Source organism: Pseudomonas arcuscaelestis (genome assembly GCF_016881005.1).
Lineage (GTDB): Bacteria > Pseudomonadota > Gammaproteobacteria > Pseudomonadales > Pseudomonadaceae > Aquipseudomonas > Aquipseudomonas arcuscaelestis.
Map to the genome: position 1 here is coordinate 434,477 of NZ_JACOPV010000003.1, position 15,631 is coordinate 450,107.

The 15,631-nt window shown below is 61.4% G+C and carries 12 protein-coding genes; 7 read left to right on the forward strand and 5 right to left on the reverse strand.

Annotation, left to right across the window (positions count from 1 at the left end; all coding sequences use genetic code 11):
- The first annotated feature begins 36 nt into the window (after nt 1-36).
- Nucleotides 37-1,131 carry a thiolase C-terminal domain-containing protein gene (locus tag H8F21_RS06340; protein ID WP_203480701.1) on the forward strand — a complete coding sequence of 365 codons (1,095 nt, stop codon included), beginning with the start codon at nt 37-39 and terminating at the stop codon, nt 1,129-1,131.
- Nucleotides 1,132-1,216: 85 nt separating this feature from the next.
- A complete protein-coding gene (locus H8F21_RS06345; protein WP_203480699.1) occupies nt 1,217-2,914 on the forward strand; it encodes an AMP-binding protein in 1,698 nt (565 codons plus the stop codon).
- A 57-nt stretch (nt 2,915-2,971) separates the two neighbouring features.
- Here the strand turns inward: H8F21_RS06345 and H8F21_RS06350 are convergent, their stop codons facing one another.
- A complete protein-coding gene (locus tag H8F21_RS06350) occupies nt 2,972-4,306 on the reverse strand; it encodes an MFS transporter (protein WP_203480697.1) in 1,335 nt (444 codons plus the stop codon).
- A 161-nt stretch (nt 4,307-4,467) separates the two neighbouring features.
- Between H8F21_RS06350 and H8F21_RS06355 the strand changes: the two genes are divergently transcribed.
- Together H8F21_RS06355 and H8F21_RS06360 are read left to right on the forward strand one after the other, a co-directional pair.
- Nucleotides 4,468-5,568, forward strand: coding sequence for a sugar diacid recognition domain-containing protein (locus H8F21_RS06355; RefSeq protein WP_203480695.1), 1,101 nt, complete (start codon nt 4,468-4,470; stop codon nt 5,566-5,568).
- A 103-nt stretch (nt 5,569-5,671) separates the two neighbouring features.
- Nucleotides 5,672-6,817: a glycerate kinase gene (locus H8F21_RS06360; protein WP_203584154.1), complete on the forward strand. Its 1,146-nt coding sequence runs from the start codon at nt 5,672-5,674 to the stop codon at nt 6,815-6,817.
- Here H8F21_RS06360 and H8F21_RS06365 read toward each other — a convergent pair.
- Complete coding sequence (locus H8F21_RS06365) at nt 6,806-7,768, reverse strand: site-specific integrase (protein ID WP_203480692.1); 963 nt, start codon at nt 7,766-7,768, stop codon at nt 6,806-6,808. The genes H8F21_RS06360 and H8F21_RS06365 overlap by 12 nt on opposite strands.
- Nucleotides 7,769-7,854: 86 nt before the next feature.
- On the reverse strand, nt 7,855-8,838 hold the full coding sequence (locus tag H8F21_RS06370; protein ID WP_203480691.1) for a flavin reductase family protein: 984 nt from the start codon (nt 8,836-8,838) through the stop codon (nt 7,855-7,857).
- A gap of 198 nt (nt 8,839-9,036) precedes the next feature.
- Here H8F21_RS06370 and H8F21_RS06375 point away from each other — a divergent pair, with 198 nt between their 5' ends.
- From H8F21_RS06375 to H8F21_RS06385, 3 genes are read left to right on the forward strand one after another with little or no spacing between them, the layout of a single operon-like run.
- Nucleotides 9,037-10,746 (forward strand): FAD-binding protein, encoded by a 1,710-nt coding sequence (locus tag H8F21_RS06375; RefSeq protein ID WP_203480690.1) that lies wholly within the window; start codon nt 9,037-9,039, stop codon nt 10,744-10,746.
- Between the two features lie 8 nt (nt 10,747-10,754).
- Nucleotides 10,755-12,476 carry an FAD-binding protein gene (locus tag H8F21_RS06380; protein WP_203584155.1) on the forward strand — a complete coding sequence of 574 codons (1,722 nt, stop codon included), beginning with the start codon at nt 10,755-10,757 and terminating at the stop codon, nt 12,474-12,476.
- Nucleotides 12,473-13,231 carry an SDR family oxidoreductase gene (locus tag H8F21_RS06385; RefSeq protein ID WP_203480688.1) on the forward strand — a complete coding sequence of 253 codons (759 nt, stop codon included), beginning with the start codon at nt 12,473-12,475 and terminating at the stop codon, nt 13,229-13,231. Before H8F21_RS06380 ends, H8F21_RS06385 begins: the two co-directional genes overlap by 4 nt.
- A 146-nt stretch (nt 13,232-13,377) precedes the next feature.
- Here the strand turns inward: H8F21_RS06385 and H8F21_RS06390 are convergent, their stop codons facing one another.
- Together H8F21_RS06390 and H8F21_RS06395 are read right to left on the reverse strand one after the other, a co-directional pair.
- Complete coding sequence (locus H8F21_RS06390; RefSeq protein ID WP_203480687.1) at nt 13,378-14,232, reverse strand: hypothetical protein; 855 nt, start codon at nt 14,230-14,232, stop codon at nt 13,378-13,380.
- A gap of 157 nt (nt 14,233-14,389) precedes the next feature.
- A complete protein-coding gene (locus H8F21_RS06395) occupies nt 14,390-15,628 on the reverse strand; it encodes an MFS transporter (RefSeq protein WP_203480686.1) in 1,239 nt (412 codons plus the stop codon).
- Nucleotides 15,629-15,631: the final 3 nt, after the last annotated feature.

The following is a 15,631-nucleotide window of genomic DNA, read 5'->3' on the forward strand; positions in this document are numbered from 1 at the left end:
TCGGGTAGCGGCAGCTTTGTATTCCAGGAGAGCACAATGCAACGTTGCGTCAATGTGATTGGCGTAGGTATGTCCGCCTTCAGTTCGGCCGTATTGAGCCCGGATCCAACGGCCTTGATCGGTCGTACGGTACAGCAGGCGCTTGTCGATGCCGGCCTGGGCGCCAGCAGCATAGGCTCGGTGTATGCCGCCTCGGATGTGCCCCAGGACGCAGCCCTGCATCTAGCGCTCGAACGGGGCGGGATGGGCGGCGTGCCAAGGCGCTACGTTGGGCAGGGATGCGATTTGTTTTATCAAGCCTGCCAGGCCATTGTCCAAGGGCAGGCAGACAGTATTCTGCTGGTCGGCATTCAACGCTCACCGGCAAATCTCCCGGACCTGAGTGTGGCGCTTGCACACCTGGGCGCTACGGCCCGGGATTACATGGCCCGTTACCAGACACGGCGTGAAACCTTCGCGATGATTGCGGTCAAGGCGCGCCAGCATGGCGCACTCAATTCATTGGCCCCCTTCAACCGCGCGTTGAGCCTGGAACAGGTGCTCGACGCCAGCCTGCTCGCCGAACCCCTGACCCTGCCTCAGTTCGCCTGGCCCAGCGCGGGTGTTGCGGCGCTGCTGCTGTGCTCCAGCGACTTTGCCAAGCACCATGGCCACGGGCCGCACGTTCAGGTGCTGGCCCAGGCCTGTGTTTCACCCACACAAGTGGTCGCCAAACTCGGCGCTACGTTCGCTGGCGTCGGCTACGACATCAATGTGGCCTCGGCCCGTGAGTTGTACGAACAGGCGGGCAGGGGGCCACAGGAAGTAGAGCTGTGCGAGCTGCAAGACACCAGCACCCTCCATGAACTGCTGCTTTACGAGGCATTGGGCTTCTGTCCCGAGGGCGGCGCCGAGAAAATGGTCGAGGAAGGTGACAACACCTATGGTGGCAATCTGGTGGTAAATCCCAGCGGAGGCCTTTTGTCACTGGGCCAAGCGGGCGCGGCCAGCGCTCTGGCACAATGCCTGGAACTGACGAGCCAACTGCGCGGCAGTGCCGGTCGGCGCCAGGTGGCCAATGCACGCATTGCCCTGCAACAGCAGGCGAGCGCCGACGGTACGGTGATTACGACGCTTTATCAGCGCAGTTGATCCAAGGTGCCAACGCGCACCGGTACATCGTGAACCAGAATAATTTCAATAGGTGGAACACCACCGTTCAGCTCCAGGATCTGCCATGAACAACAACAAGAATCAGACAACGCTGTTGCATCGCTTCCTCGACTGGGAGCGCAGTACTCCAGATTCGATCTACCTGACCCAGCCCATGCCCGATGGCAGCGTGCAGGACTACAGCTGGCGTGAGGTCGGTGATCAGGCCCGACGTATGGCCGCGCACCTGCATTCGCTTGAGCTACCGGAAAAGTCGTCGATTGGTTTGTTTGCCAAGAACACCGCGCACTGGATTGTTGCCGACCTGGCGATCTGGATGGCCGGGCACGTGAGTGTGCCGTTGTACACCACAGCCAACGCCGATACTGTGCGCTACGTGCTGGAACACGCCGAAGTGCGCCTGTTATTCGTCGGCCGCCTGGAAGGCGAAGCGGCAGGCTGGAGTGCAGTAAGCGCTTCGATTCCTGCCGACCTGCCGCTGATAGACCTGCCGATGTCCAGTTGCGGTAAAGGCCGCTCCTGGGAACAGATCATCGCCAGCACCGAACCCTTGCAGAGTGTACATCTGCCCGCACCTGAGGAACTGGCAACCATCATCTACACCTCGGGCAGTACCGGTGACCCCAAGGGTGTGATGCACAGCTTCCGCAGCATGTATACCGCGCCGGCAGTGACCGGCTGCATGTACGCCAATGGCAACGGCACCAGCAACAACGACCGCTTGTTGTCTTACCTGCCGCTGGCCCATACCGCAGAGCGGGCAGTGGTCGAGGCAGTTTCGCTGTTCAGTGGCTGCCGGGTGTTCTTCAGCCTGGGTCTGGAAACCTTTGCGCAAGACCTGCGGCGTGCCCGCCCGACCATCTTTCTGTCGATGCCTCGGCTGTGGGGCAAGTTCTATCAGGGCATCAACGATAAGATCGATCCGGCTGTTCAGGCTGCGGCGTTTGCCGATCCGGTTGCAGGCAAGTTGATGAAGGAGAACATTCTCGCGGCACTGGGGCTCGATCATGTGCACACCGGTTTGTCCGGTTCGGCGCCTTTACCGGTGACGGTGATGGAGTGGTATCGCCAGTTGGGCCTTGAATTGCTGGAGGGCTACGGCATGTCGGAGAACTTCGGCACTTCACATTTCAGTTTGCCGGGGCAAGTTCGGGTCGGCTATGTCGGCGCGGCGATTCCGGGTGTTGAAAGCCGTATCGGTGCCGACAACGAGATCCTGGTGAAGAGCCCGGCACAGATGCTTGGTTACTACAAACTGCCGGAACTGACCGCACAGAGCTATACCGAAGATGGCCTGTTCCGCACCGGCGACCGCGGCGAGATGGACGAGCAGGGGCGACTGCGCATCACCGGCCGGGTAAAGGAACTGTTCAAGACGGCCAAGGGCAAATACGTGGCCCCGGTTCCGATAGAAGCCAAGCTGGGCAACCATCCACGGGTCGAAGCCTCTTGTGTGACTGGCGTCGGCCTGGCGCAGCCGCTGGCGTTGCTCAATGTCTCAGCCGAAACCCGCGCAGCCCTGGCCACTGCCGAGGGCCGCGACAAGGTGCTGACGGAGCTTGAGATGTTCCTCGCCGAGATCAACAGCCAGTTCGAGCCACATGAGCAACTGGCGTGCCTGGTGGTGGTCGATGAGCCGTGGTCGATCGCCAATGCGCTACTGACCCCGACCCTGAAGATTCGTCGCAGCCAGATCGAGGATCGTTATCACCACCAGTTCGAGCACTGGGGTAACAGCCGTGGCAAGGTAATGTTCGAGTAAGGTTCAACCTGGTGAACAAACAGGCCGGTCTACGATGACCGGCCTTTGCACTCACCCTCAGTTAGCCTGTTCGCCCACTGTGCCAAGCGTGCGCACGCGTGATACGCGCAACGCCACCAGGCTACCCACCACGATTAAGGCGGCCAGCGAATACAACGCGGCATCGGTCGACCCGGTCTGGTCCTTGATGAAACCGACCAGGTACGGGCTGAGGAAGCCGGCCATCTGCCCAACCGAGTTGATGATTGCCAGGCCCGCCACCGCAGTGCCAGCACTGAGCAAGGCGGTAGGCATCGGCCAGAACATGGGCAGGCCGGTGAGGGCGCCCATGGTGGCGATGCTCAGGCCGATAATGGCAATAACCGGGTTATGCGCGAAGTTCACCGCAATCAGCAGCCCCAACGCACCCATCAACATCGGCACTACCAAGTGCCAGCGCCGCTCGTTGCGCAGGTCCGCCGAACGGCCCACCAGCAACATGAATACACCCGCCAGCAAGTAAGGAATTGCGCTCAGCCAACCAATCAGCAAGGCGTCGCTGAAACCCAGGCTCTTGATGATCGACGGCAGCCAGAAGTTGATCGCATACACGCCGCTCTGGATGCAGAAGTAGACAAAACCGAATGTCCAGATGATCGGGTTGCTGAATACCGACATCAGGCTGTCGCTGGTGGTCACCGGTTTGCTTGCCGCATCGGCATCAAGATCGGCCTTGATGATCTGGCGCTCGGCCGGGCTCAGCCATTTGGCGGTGGCGTAACCGTCGCTGAGCAGGAAGATCGCAAGGAAACCAAGCAGTACCGTTGGCAGGCCCTGGATCAGGAACATCCACTGCCAGCCGGCCATGCCATGTTGGCCTGCGGCGAAGTGGTTGAGGATCCAGCCGGAGAACGGGCCGCCCAGCAAGCCGGAAACCGGGATCGCCGACATGAATAGGGCCATGATCCGGCCACGGCGTGTGGCCGGGAACCAGCGCGAGAGGTACAGCACGATGCCGGGGAAGAAGCCCGCTTCAGCCGCGCCGGTAAACAGGCGCAGTACATAGAACTCCATCGGCGTTGTCACAAACAGCAGGCAGGTGGATAACGTGCCCCAGACAATCATCATCAACGCAATCCAGCGTCGCGGACCAAAGCGGTTGAGCGCCAGGTTGCTGGGCAGGCCGCATGCCACATAGCCGATGAAGAAGATCCCGGCGCCGAGGCCGTAGATGGTTTCGCTGAATTTCAGCGCATCAAGCATCTGCAACTTGGCAAAGCCGACGTTTACCCGGTCCAGGTAGTTGAACAGGTAGCAGATGAAGATGAAGGGAATCAGTCGCCAGGTAATGCGCCGGTAGAGCGCATTGCGGGCGACGTCTTGGCCTTGGTCAGGGGCAGAGCTGTATGACATGATTCTCTCTCTGTTTTTATGTTTATCGCCGCAGTCAGCGTCAACGTGGCTGCTGCGACGAGTCTCAGTGAGCGGGCCGTGGCTGTCTTTGTGCTTTTGCACAGCAAATCGCCTGACCTGCTGTGCCCCGGACCAACTGTTGCGATAACAAGGATCCTCTCATGTTCGAACTGGACCATGATCTGGCGCAGGATATCGTCGATCGAGCGATGGCCATTCTGCCGTGTAACGTCAACGTCATGGACAGTCAGGGCCTGATCCTGGGCAGCGGCGAGCCGGAGCGCATCAACACCCGCCATGAGGGTGCACAGCTGGTGTTGGCCAATGGTCGCATCGTCGAACTCGACGTCGAGGCCGCCAAATGCCTGAAAGGTGTGCAGCCAGGCATCAATGTACCCTTGTTACTCGATGGGCGCTTGATGGGGGTGCTGGGTCTTACGGGCGACCCGCAGCAGTTGCGCACCTACGCGCAACTGGTGTGCATGACCGCGGAGATGCTCCTGGCCCAGCGCCACCTGCAGGTGGAGCAGCAATGGCGGCGACAACGTTGTGACGATCTGCTCGCGTTGTTGCTGGGTGGCTCGGGGGATTCGCCACGTCTGGTCGATGAGGCACGGCAGTTGGGCCTCAAACCGCAGCTGGCACGCGTACCTTGCCTGTTCGAGTTGGACACCGGCCCTGCGGCCGAAGAGCTGGCCAGCTGGTTAATGAGCCGGTATCCAGACAGCTGGTGTGTGAGCCCGGCGCGCCAGTCATTGCTGTGGTGCCGCCCGGCCAGTGTGGCCATCGACGAGTCGCGGCTGCTGGAACGGTTGCAGCGCCATGGTTGGCAGGTGCAGCGCCTGGCAACAGGCCTGCCGGCACACAGCATCGAGCAACTGCGCCGCGGCTATCGACGGGTGCGAGACCTGCTGGCCTACGGCCGCGAAGTGGTGCCGGGCGAGCAAACGCTTACGCTGCAGCGTTACCGGTTGCCGGCACTGTTGTGGCGCCATCGCAACGATGATGCCCTGGATGAGCTGCTCGAACCCTTACAACGCATCCGCGCCAAGGACAACAGCGGTCAGTTGCTGGCGACCCTGCGCGCCTGGTGTGCCCATGACGGACAAAGTCAGGCCTGTGCCGACGCCCTGGGGATTCACCGCAACAGCTTGCGCTATCGCCTGGAGCGTATTGCCGAACTGAGCGAGGTTGATCCGCTGCGCCTGGATGGCATGCTGAGTTTGTACCTGGGCTTGCAACTGCTGCCGGCAAACACCTGATTGGCGAACTGCCCAATGCTCATTTGCAGCTTTTGTGCATCTGCCAGAAGCCCGCGGACGCGCTAGCTGTCAGCATGCAACGAACTGGAGCAGGAGAACCCCCATGAAAATCGTCATCGCCCCCGACTCGTTCAAGGACAGCCTCAGCGCCGAAGGCGTGGCCGACGCCATTGCCTTGGGCCTGGCTCAGGTCTGGCCTGACGCGCAGTTGCTCAAGTGCCCGATGGCCGATGGCGGTGAAGGCACCATGGAGGCAATTATCGCGGCCTGTGGCGGTGAACTGCGCCGTCGGCACGTACAAGGCCCGCTGGGCGAACCGGTGCAAGCCGGTTGGGGCTGGTTGGCTGAAAGCCACACGGCGATTATTGAAATGGCCCAGGCCAGCGGCTTGCAGTTACTCGGTCTTGGCCAGCGTGACGCGTGCCGTAGCAGCACCTTTGGCACTGGTCAGTTGATCAGCGCCGCCCTCGATGCCGGTGCGCAGCGGATCATTTTGGCCATTGGCGGCAGCGCCACCAACGACGGCGGCAGCGGCATGCTGCGGGCCTTGGGCGTACGCCTGTTCGACGCGCAGGATCAGGCGCTGGCCGAGGGTGGCCTGGCGTTGAGCCAACTGGCGCGCCTTGATGCCAGCGCGCTGGACCCGCGCCTGGCCGGGGTGCAGATGGAAGTTGCCGCCGACGTTGATAACCCGCTGTGCGGCAGCAATGGCGCGTCGGCTATCTTCGGCCCCCAGAAAGGCGCCAGTCCTGATCAGGTGCTGATGCTGGACAAAGCCTTGGGGCACTTTGCCGATCACTGCGCAGCGTGGCTCAACGAAGACGTGCGTGACTTTCCAGGCTGCGGTGCAGCGGGCGGCATGGGCTTTGCGGCGAAGGCGTTCCTGCAGGCGACCTTCCGTGCGGGTGTCGACGTGGTGGCAGAGCTGGCCGGCCTGGAATCGACCGTGCAAGGTGCTGATCTGGTGATTACCGGCGAAGGACGCTTCGATGCGCAAACATTGCGGGGCAAGACACCCTTCGGTGTCGCTCGGATTGCCAAGCGCCACGGTGTACCGGTGCTGGTCATCGCCGGAACCCTGGGTGAGGGTTACCAGCAGTTGTACGGTTACGGCATTGACGCAGCGTTCGCTGTGACCAGCGGGCCGATGAGCCTTGAACAGGCGTGTGGCAACGCCGCCGAGCTATTGCAGGATCGTGCTGGCGATGTGGCTCGCTTGTGGTCCTGTGCCCGTCAATCAGCGGGTTGAATCGGTGATCGCAGGCTGCGCGAGCGGCTTGTCGAGCACCGCCAGTTCACCGAAAGAGGCCGAGGCATCGATATAGCGCAACGCCGACTTGGCATCCTTCCAGCCGACGTAGCTCATCAATGCCTTGATCTCCCAGCCGTTGCTGGTGGCCCAGGTGGCAAAGCCACGGCGCAGCGAGTGGCTGGTATATAAGGACGCCGAGATCCCGCTGCGCTCAAGGATGCGCCGCAACATGGCGATCAGGCTGTTGCTGTTGAGCGCAGCTTCACCCAGATTGCCCCAGCGGTCGAGCTTGCGGAACACCGGGCCGTGCGCGATGCCCGCCACCTCGATCCATTGCAGGTAGGCCTGCACAGGGCACAGCACTTTCAGCGCCGGGGCCTGATGGCGCGTGCCGAGTGCCTGGCGGTCACCTTTGCTTCGTGGCAAATAGATGTGCATGCCTCTACCGGCCTGGGCTTGAATGTGCTCGACCTGCAGGCGGGCCAACTCATCGCCACGAAAGCCACGCCAGAAGCCGATCAGCAACAACGCCACATCGCGTCGAGCTCGCAGCAGGGCGGGCAGGTCGTGACGCTCGCGGGCCTGGCGGGCCGCCTGCTCCAGGAACTCGATGGCTTGCTGCAAGTGCTGGATCTGCAATGGCGCCGCTTGCCGAGGTTCGGCCGGGTGCAGGGTGCGAATACCCTTGAGCACCTGGCGTACCACCGGTGCCTTGGTCGGATCGGGGAAGCCCTGGCTGACATGCCACTGCCCAAGCGCCGCCAGGCGCTGTTTGAGGGTACTGATTGCATGGGTGTCAGCGTGGTCGGCCAGGTAGCGGGCAATACTGTCGGCGGTGGCGGGAAGAAAGCCACCCCAGCTTACTTCGAAGTGCTGGACCGCCGCTTGGTAACTGCGTCGGGTGTTGTCGCGGGTGGCCGCCTGAAGATAGCGCTCGATGGTGTTCATTACCCGCCTCGGTGCTCGAGGCTGAAAATGAGAGGCCTCGAGCGCCATGCATTGTAAAACAGTTGCGGGCCAAGCGGGGAGGTGCGTCAGCGCGGCGCCCACAGGTCTGGCAAGCCTGGGTCGCTGACTACGATCAGACGCTTGAGCAACACCTTCAACGCCTGGGCATCAGCCGGGCCCAGTTTGGCTGACAGATCTTCCTCGACCAGCTTGGCCAGGGCCAACTGCTGCAGCGATGCTTCGCGGCCGTTGGCGGTCAGTACAAAGCGCTGCTGGCCTGGAACGCCTTCAATGGCGACCAGGTTCTGGCGCTCAAGAAAGCGCATGCTTGGCAGCGTCACTTCGTGTCCGGTGTAGTTCACGAAGGTGTTGATCTCTTCCAGGCTGAGGTTGTCGCGGATGCACAGCACCGAGAGAATGAAAAACGCCTGTTCATCCAGTTGCTGATTGTTCAACAACAGGCGCAAGGCGTTGAGCAACTGGTAGTGGGCGCGTCCCAGCAAATAGCCGAGCAGGTCTTCGGTGTAGCTGCACTCGGGCGGCGGCGGGGTGGTAGCCAGGCGCAGTTCGCTGCGCGGTTTGCGCGTGGCCAGGGCGTACTGGCCGCTCTGGAACGCCAACGGCGCACGCTCACTGTGATCGAATGCCAGCACCTCGCCGACAAATATCACGTGGTCGCCGCCTTCGTACTGGAAGGCGGTGCGGCACTGAAAGCGCGCGGTGCAGTCTTGCAGCAACGGGGCTTCGCTGATGCCGCTGTCGAACTGGATTTCAGCGAACTTGTCCTCGCCCTGCGTGGCGAAACGGCCAGACAGCGACTCCTGCTCGGTAGACAGCACATGCACATTCCAGTGTTTGCCGGTGCTGAACACCGGCAAGCTGCGGGCTTTTTTCGACAAGCTCCAAAGCACCAGCGGCGGATTGAGCGACACCGAGTTGAAACTGTTGGCGGTGATTCCCACTGGCGAGCCGTCTTCGGCCTGGGTGGTGATGATAGTGACCCCGGTGGTGAACGTGCCCAGCGCATTGCGGAAGGCTTGAGGGTCGAAACCGATGTTTGGCGTAGCCATGACATGTCCTCATGGGGTGGGATTTCGTGGTGCAAGTATTGGACGCACGCCTTGTCAACACATCGTCTTAACGGACTAACGCTTTTTACCGTGCAGGGCCAGCCCTGCGCGGTGTTGCATCTAGTCCGCTTTGACGATGAGCGCGGTCTGCGCTGGGTCGATGATCAACACTGAATTTCAGCCAATGGCATAACAATAATGACTGCTCAAGTTCAGGCTCCAAGTGTCTATGACGTGATTGTGGTCGGCTCAGGCGCTGGCGCGATGGCGTCGGCGGTGTTTCTCGCTGACCAGGGGTTGCGCGTGCTGATCGTGGAAAAGAGCGATAAGTACGGGGGGACTTCGGCGATTTCCGGCGGCGGGATCTGGATTCCCAACAATCATTACTTCGCCCGCAAGGGTGGCAAAGACAGTGCCGAACTGGCCTTGACCTATTTGCAGGCGGCCGCAGGTGATCAGGTGGACGAGGGGCGCTTGCGCGCCTACCTCGACAACGCACCGAAGATGATTGAAACCCTCACCCGTACCAGCCGAGTGCGCTATGCGGTGGCCGACAAATACCCGGATTACTACCCGCACCTTCCAGGTGCCTTGCCAGGTGGCCGCACCCTGGACCCTGAGTTGTTCGACACCAGTGAACTGGGCGAGGAACTGGACCACCTGCGCAAGCCTTCACCCACCACCTTGCTCATGGGGCGCATTGCCTGGACCGCACGCGATGCCCACAAGGCCATGGCCCGTGGCTTTGGCTGGCAGTTGCTGATTCTCCGTTTGATGCTGCGCTACAAGCTGGACTTCAAATGGCGGCGCAGAAGCCAGTACGACCGACGCGCAGCGCTGGGCAGTTCGCTGGTCGCCGCGCTGCGCCGCTCGCTGATGGACCGCGATGTACCGCTGTGGTTGAACACCGATTTTTCCGGACTGCTAAGCGACAACGGGCGAATCACCGGCGTCAGCGTGGTGCGCGACGGGCAGCCGCTTACGCTTCGGGCGCGACATGGGGTCATCCTCGGCTCCGGTGGCTTTGAACAGAACCAGGCATTACGCGAACAGTACCTGCCCCAGCCTACGCGTATGGCCTGGAGTGCAACCCCGCCCGGCAACAATACCGGCGTCGCGTTGCAGGCCGGGATCGCCCAGGGTGCGGCAACAGCGCTGATGGACTGGGCGTGGTGGGCGCCAACCATTGCCGTTCCGGGGGAGGACAAACCACGAGGCATCTTCGCTGAACGGGCGTTTCCCGGTGCCATCGTGGTTAACGGCAACGGCCAGCGTTTCGTCAACGAGGCGGCGCCGTACCTTGAATTCGTCGACGCCATGTACCGCGACAACCAGGTAACCGGTGGCAACAGCGTGCCCGCCTGGGTGATCTTTGACGGCCACTTTCGCCAGCACTATGCCATGGGCCCGCTGATGCCGGCACAAGTAATGCCCGACAGCCGCCTGCGCAAGGAATGGCGCAACACTCTGTACTTCAAGGCCGAAACCTTGGCCGAACTTGCCCAGTTGATCGGTGTAGACGGCGATGGCCTGGAAAATACCGTGGCCAAGGTCAACGACTATGCGCGTGACGGTATTGATCCGGACTTTGGCCGCGGCGGCAATGTCTTCGACCGCTATTACGGCGACAGCACTGTCAAACCCAATCCGTGTCTGGCGCCGCTGCGCAAAGGGCCTTTCTACGCCATGCGCATGGATGCTGGCGACATTGGCACCAAGGGCGGCCTGTTGACCAACGCCGACGCCCAGGTGGTACGCGAAGACGGCCAGCCGATTGAAGGCCTGTATGCCATTGGCAATTGCTCGGCCTCGGTGATGGGCACCAGCTATCCCGGTGCCGGTGGCACCCTGGGGCCAGCGCTGACCTTCGCCTTTGTCGCCGCCAACCACCTTGCCAGTCAACGTTAGGAGCCACCATGCAGCCAATCAATAAGGGTTCAACCTGCAGCACCATCCTGGCGCCTTTGCGGGTGAGCGACAGCAAACTGTTGAAGTGGGACGATCTGTGCGATGTGCTGGTGATTGGCTGGGGCGCTTCGGGCGCCTGCGCAGCCCTTGAGGCGCGCGCCAATGGCGCCGACGTGTTGATCGCCGACCGTTTTACCGGCGGTGGCGCCAGCGCCAAAAGCGGTGGCGTTGTCTACGCCGGGGGAGGCACCCGCCAGCAGCAGGCTGCCGGAATCAGCGACAGCCCCCAAGCGATGTTCGATTACCTCAAGCACGAAACCTGCGGGGTGGTCAGCGACAGCACGCTGCGCAGATTTTGCGAGCAGAGCGTGGCCAACCTGGAATGGCTGCAAAGCCACGGCGCGCCCTTCGGTCACCAGATGCCCCCCGGCGGCAAGACCTCCTATCCCGCAGATGGTTATTTTCTCTATTACTCCGGCAATGAATTAGTGCCGTCGCACACCGGTTCGCTGGCCCCGGCAGCCCGCGGTCATCGTACGGTGGGCAAAGGGCAGTGCGGCGCTGTGCTGTACGGCCATCTGCAGTCAGCCTGCCTGAAAGCCGGTGTACGTCCGCTGTTGCAATCGGCAGCGCGGCGCCTGGTGCAGGACGGCGAAGGTCGGGTGATCGGTGCCGAGTTGTGGCGCTTGCAGCCAGGTAGCGAGGCGGCCAAGGCCCATGCGCGGCTGACGGCACGCGCCGAACGCTGGCAAAACCTCGCACCCGGTTACTGTGACAAGCTGCGCCTGCGTGCCACGCAACTGGAACGCGAGCACGCCCAGCCATACCGGGTGCGCGCGCGCCAGGGCGTGGTGCTCAGCACCGGGGGCTTTATCTTCAACCGGGAATTGATGCGCGAGCATGCACCCGCCTATCGCCGCAACTTCAAGGTGGGCGCCAGTGGTTGCGATGGCAGCGGCCTGCGCCTGGGTCAAAGCGCTGGCGCCGCCAGTGCTGGGCTTGAGCGCGTCTCGGCGTGGCGTTTTATCAACCCTCCGCATTGTTGGCCCAAAGGCATTGTGGTCAATCGCGACGGCAAACGCTTCTGCAACGAGGAAGTCTATGGGGCCACCCTCGGCCAGCCGCTCATGCAAGAGCAGGGCGGGCGCGCCTGGCTGGTGCTCGACGCGCGACTGCGGGCCAAGGCTATCAGGCAGGCGCTGTTCGGTGGCTATTGGTGGTTCCAGGCTTTGCCGGCGCTGGCCTTGATGATGTTCAAGCCGCGCAAGGGCAAGACCCCGGCGCAACTGGCCAAGGCTACCGGTATGCAGGTCGATGCCTTGAACCAGGCGCTGCAGCGCAACAACAGTGCCGCCCGTGGCGAGTGCGAGGACGAATTCGGCAAGTCCAGCGGCTGTCGTGAGGTGCTGGATCAGGGGCCGTTCTATGCCTGTGATATTTCCGTTGGCAACCCGATCTTCCCCCTCGGGGCGCTGACCCTCGGCGGCTTGAAAGTGGACGAAGACACCGGCGCGGCGCTGGACAGCCGCGGTCAGCCGATTGCCGGGCTCTATGCCGCGGGTCGCACGGCGCTGGGCATTCCCTCACACCTGTATATCAGTGGCCTGTCTTTGGCGGACTGCGTGTTTTCCGGGCGCCGGGCCGGTTGCGCCGCCGCTTCAGTGAAGGTTTCAGAGGCGGGCCTGCCCCGCGATACGGCGCAAGCAATTCCAACGAGGACCGGTATATGAGTGGACGAGTACAGGGCAAAGTTGCCTTGGTCACAGGCGGCGCAAACGGTATTGGCCGCGCTTGCGCGCGGTTGCTGGCGGCAGAAGGCGCGCAGGTGGTGATCAGCGACATTGATGAACAAGCAGGCCAGGCCCTTGCCGCCGAGATAGGCCCGGCCGCCGCCTTTGTTCGTCACGATGCCAGCAGTGAAAACGACTGGCAGCAGGTGATGGCCTATTTGCGTGATCGGCATGGGCGCCTGGATATTCTGTTCAATAACGCGGGCATCCTGCGCAGCGGCTCGATTGAAGATACGTTGCTGGATGACTGGCATCGGGTACTGCAGGTGAACAGCGACAGCGTGTTTCTCGGCTGCCGTGAGGGCATTGCGCTGATGAAGGCAACGGGTGGCTCGATCATCAATATGTCATCGATTGCGGCGTTGGGTGGGCGTGGTGATTACCTGGCTTACAGCGCTTCCAAAGGCGCGGTGGCGGCCTTGTCGCGTTCGGTGGCGGTGCATTGTCGCCAGCGCAAGTACCGTATTCGTTGCAATACGTTGCACCCGGACAGCGTACTCACTGCCATGACTCGCGGCAGTTGGCCGGCAGGGCTTGACCCTGAGCGGATGACTATCGATAGCGATCCGATGCAGCGCATGTGTCTGCCAGAAGATGTAGCTGCCAGTGTGTTGTTCCTGGCCAGCGATGAGTCGCGGGCGATCAACGGAGTGGAGCTGCGGGTCGACAGCGGGCAGCTGCTGATGAGTATTTAGGGCGGGGCATGTGCGATGGTAGCGTGAAGTCACCGTTGCGCCTTACACGTGCCGACGCCGATCCAGTTGCCACCGCCACGCTAGCCTTGAGCGTGCCGGGGGGCTCACAGGTCCGTCGACACGCTTTAGCTTTACCCCTACAGCGCTTAGAAATGCCACTCCATGTGCAGTGTCGGGGCATGGGTATTGACGCCCGGTTTATGCATCGCACCGTACTTGTGGTGCCACCACTCATAGCCAGGGCCGACCCAGAGCGTGCTCGCCGTTCCCCACGCCAGTTTGCCGACATCAACCATCAATGCGCCACGTATCAGGCTTTCCTCGCCGGTGTCGTCGTTGAAATAGTCCTTGCCCTTGGCCGTCTTGTAACTGGCGAATCCGTGGAACTTCCACGCAGCCTCGCCAAGTTGGAAGGGGTAGCCCCAGGCGAGATGAATGACGTAGTAGGGATCGAATTCGATGTTTTCTGTTTTGCACGCGGACAGACCGCAGTGGTTCCATTCCATCGAATACAGCAGGCTCAGGTCTAGATAACCGGGCACATCGAACTTGAGCGTGGGCCCGATCAGCAATTGGCGTTTGCGAGTGGAAAAGTCGTTGTTCTTGTAGTTCAGTTCAATACCGCCGGTCAGGGCTACGTCCTTGATCGGGCCATAGCGCAGTGAACGGTCGAACACCTTGCTCAGGAACACTTGATGGCGATAGACCAGGTACGCCTCGACGGCGCCGGAGTCGCTGTCCTTTTTCGGGTCATTGCTGTCGGACTTGAGCACGTCCAGGTTGAAGAAATTAGCGCCCCATTCATTTCCACTGCTGTGGCCAAGCTGGTAGATCTCCTTCTGGATTTTCTTGTCCACGGGTGGCTCGCTGTAATGCTCACCGTAGCGAAAGCCGACAAAGGTGTCGCTCCACTGCGCCGCATTGGCGACAACAGCAGTGCTGCACAGGGTTAAAGCGCTCAGTACCTTGCAAATGCGTTGTTGTAATTGTTGTGCGTTCATCGAGGTGCATTTCCGATGGCTTGCCAGCTGCACAGCTCGTGCGCCGCTGGCGTTGGGGAAGGACGGTACGGCCGGGCCCAGGTTTTCTCCGGGCGAGCAGTCCCGAGCCGACAGGCAAACTGTCGGGCAGTACGCTTGCGATTTCAGCGTGAGGTGATCAGGAGGTAGCGTTTTGCGCAGGCTTCAAGGGTGTTGCGTGGATGCCCAGTGGTGCTTCGGCATGTGGCATGAAAAACATGATTAGCATGCCAGCTGCAAAGAATCCGGCGCATACCAGCAACCCCAACGCCAAGCTGTAGCTGGTTGCAATACCGCTGAGCAGCAAGGGTGCGAAAGCGGCAAGGCCACGGCCGAAGTTAAAACAGAAGCCGGCGCCAATGGTACGAACGCGCACCGGGTAAAGGGCACTGAAATATGAAGCGAACAGGCTGGCAAAGGCATAGAAGAAGGCGTACACCGGGCCGAGCCAGAACAGAATCTGGTTATCGGTGGTTAGGGCGTAGATTGCCAGCATCACTGAACTGCCCAGCAGCGACAATAGCGTGGCATTGCGCTTGCCGATACGGTCAGCGAAAAAGCCGAAGGCGTTGATGCCGATAAACGCGCCAATGTTCATGATGGTCATGAAGTGCGCCATCATCCCGATCTCCAAGCCGCGCTCGTGCACCAGATAGGTTGGCAACCAGGTACTGGCCCCCCAGAAGCCGATCACCGAACAACTTGCCGCAGCGGTGCCAAGCAGGGTCAGGCGCAGTAAGCCTGGGGCGAAGATTTCTCGCACCGAAGCATTGCGAGGGGCATCGGCACAGGGGCTGGCGATCGCTTTTTGTGCCTTCCATTCGGGGGACTCTGGAACGAAGAACCACAGGTACAGCACAGGGATAAGCGTCGAGATGCCCGCAGCAAGGAACAGCACGTGCCAATCCGGCAGCAAAGCCTTGCCAGCCATCGCGGCGATTGCTGCGCCGATGGGAAACGAACTGAGCACAAAGCCTGTGGCGCGGGCACGTTGGTGCGCAGGCCAGGTTTCGGCAATGTAGGCCGAAACAATCCCCCACACGCCACCCAGGCCCAAACCGGAGAAAAATCGCAGCACCAGTAACAGGTACCAGTTACTGGTGGATGCCACGGCCATAGTCAGCGCACCAAAACTGATCAGTGACAGCAGCAGCGCCTTGCGCCGGCCAAAGTTGTCCGAGTACCAGCCGGTGGTAATGCTGCTGAAGCCGATACCAAGCAATGTCGCCGACGCGAGCATGCCAGCTTGAGCAATGGTCAGGCCCAGGTCCTGCTGGATTACCGGCAGGGCGATGGTCAGCAGAATGATTTCCATCGCGTCGAACAGATAGGCGAGGAAGCCGCCGACAAGCACATGCCATTTCGAAATGTTCTGCATGGT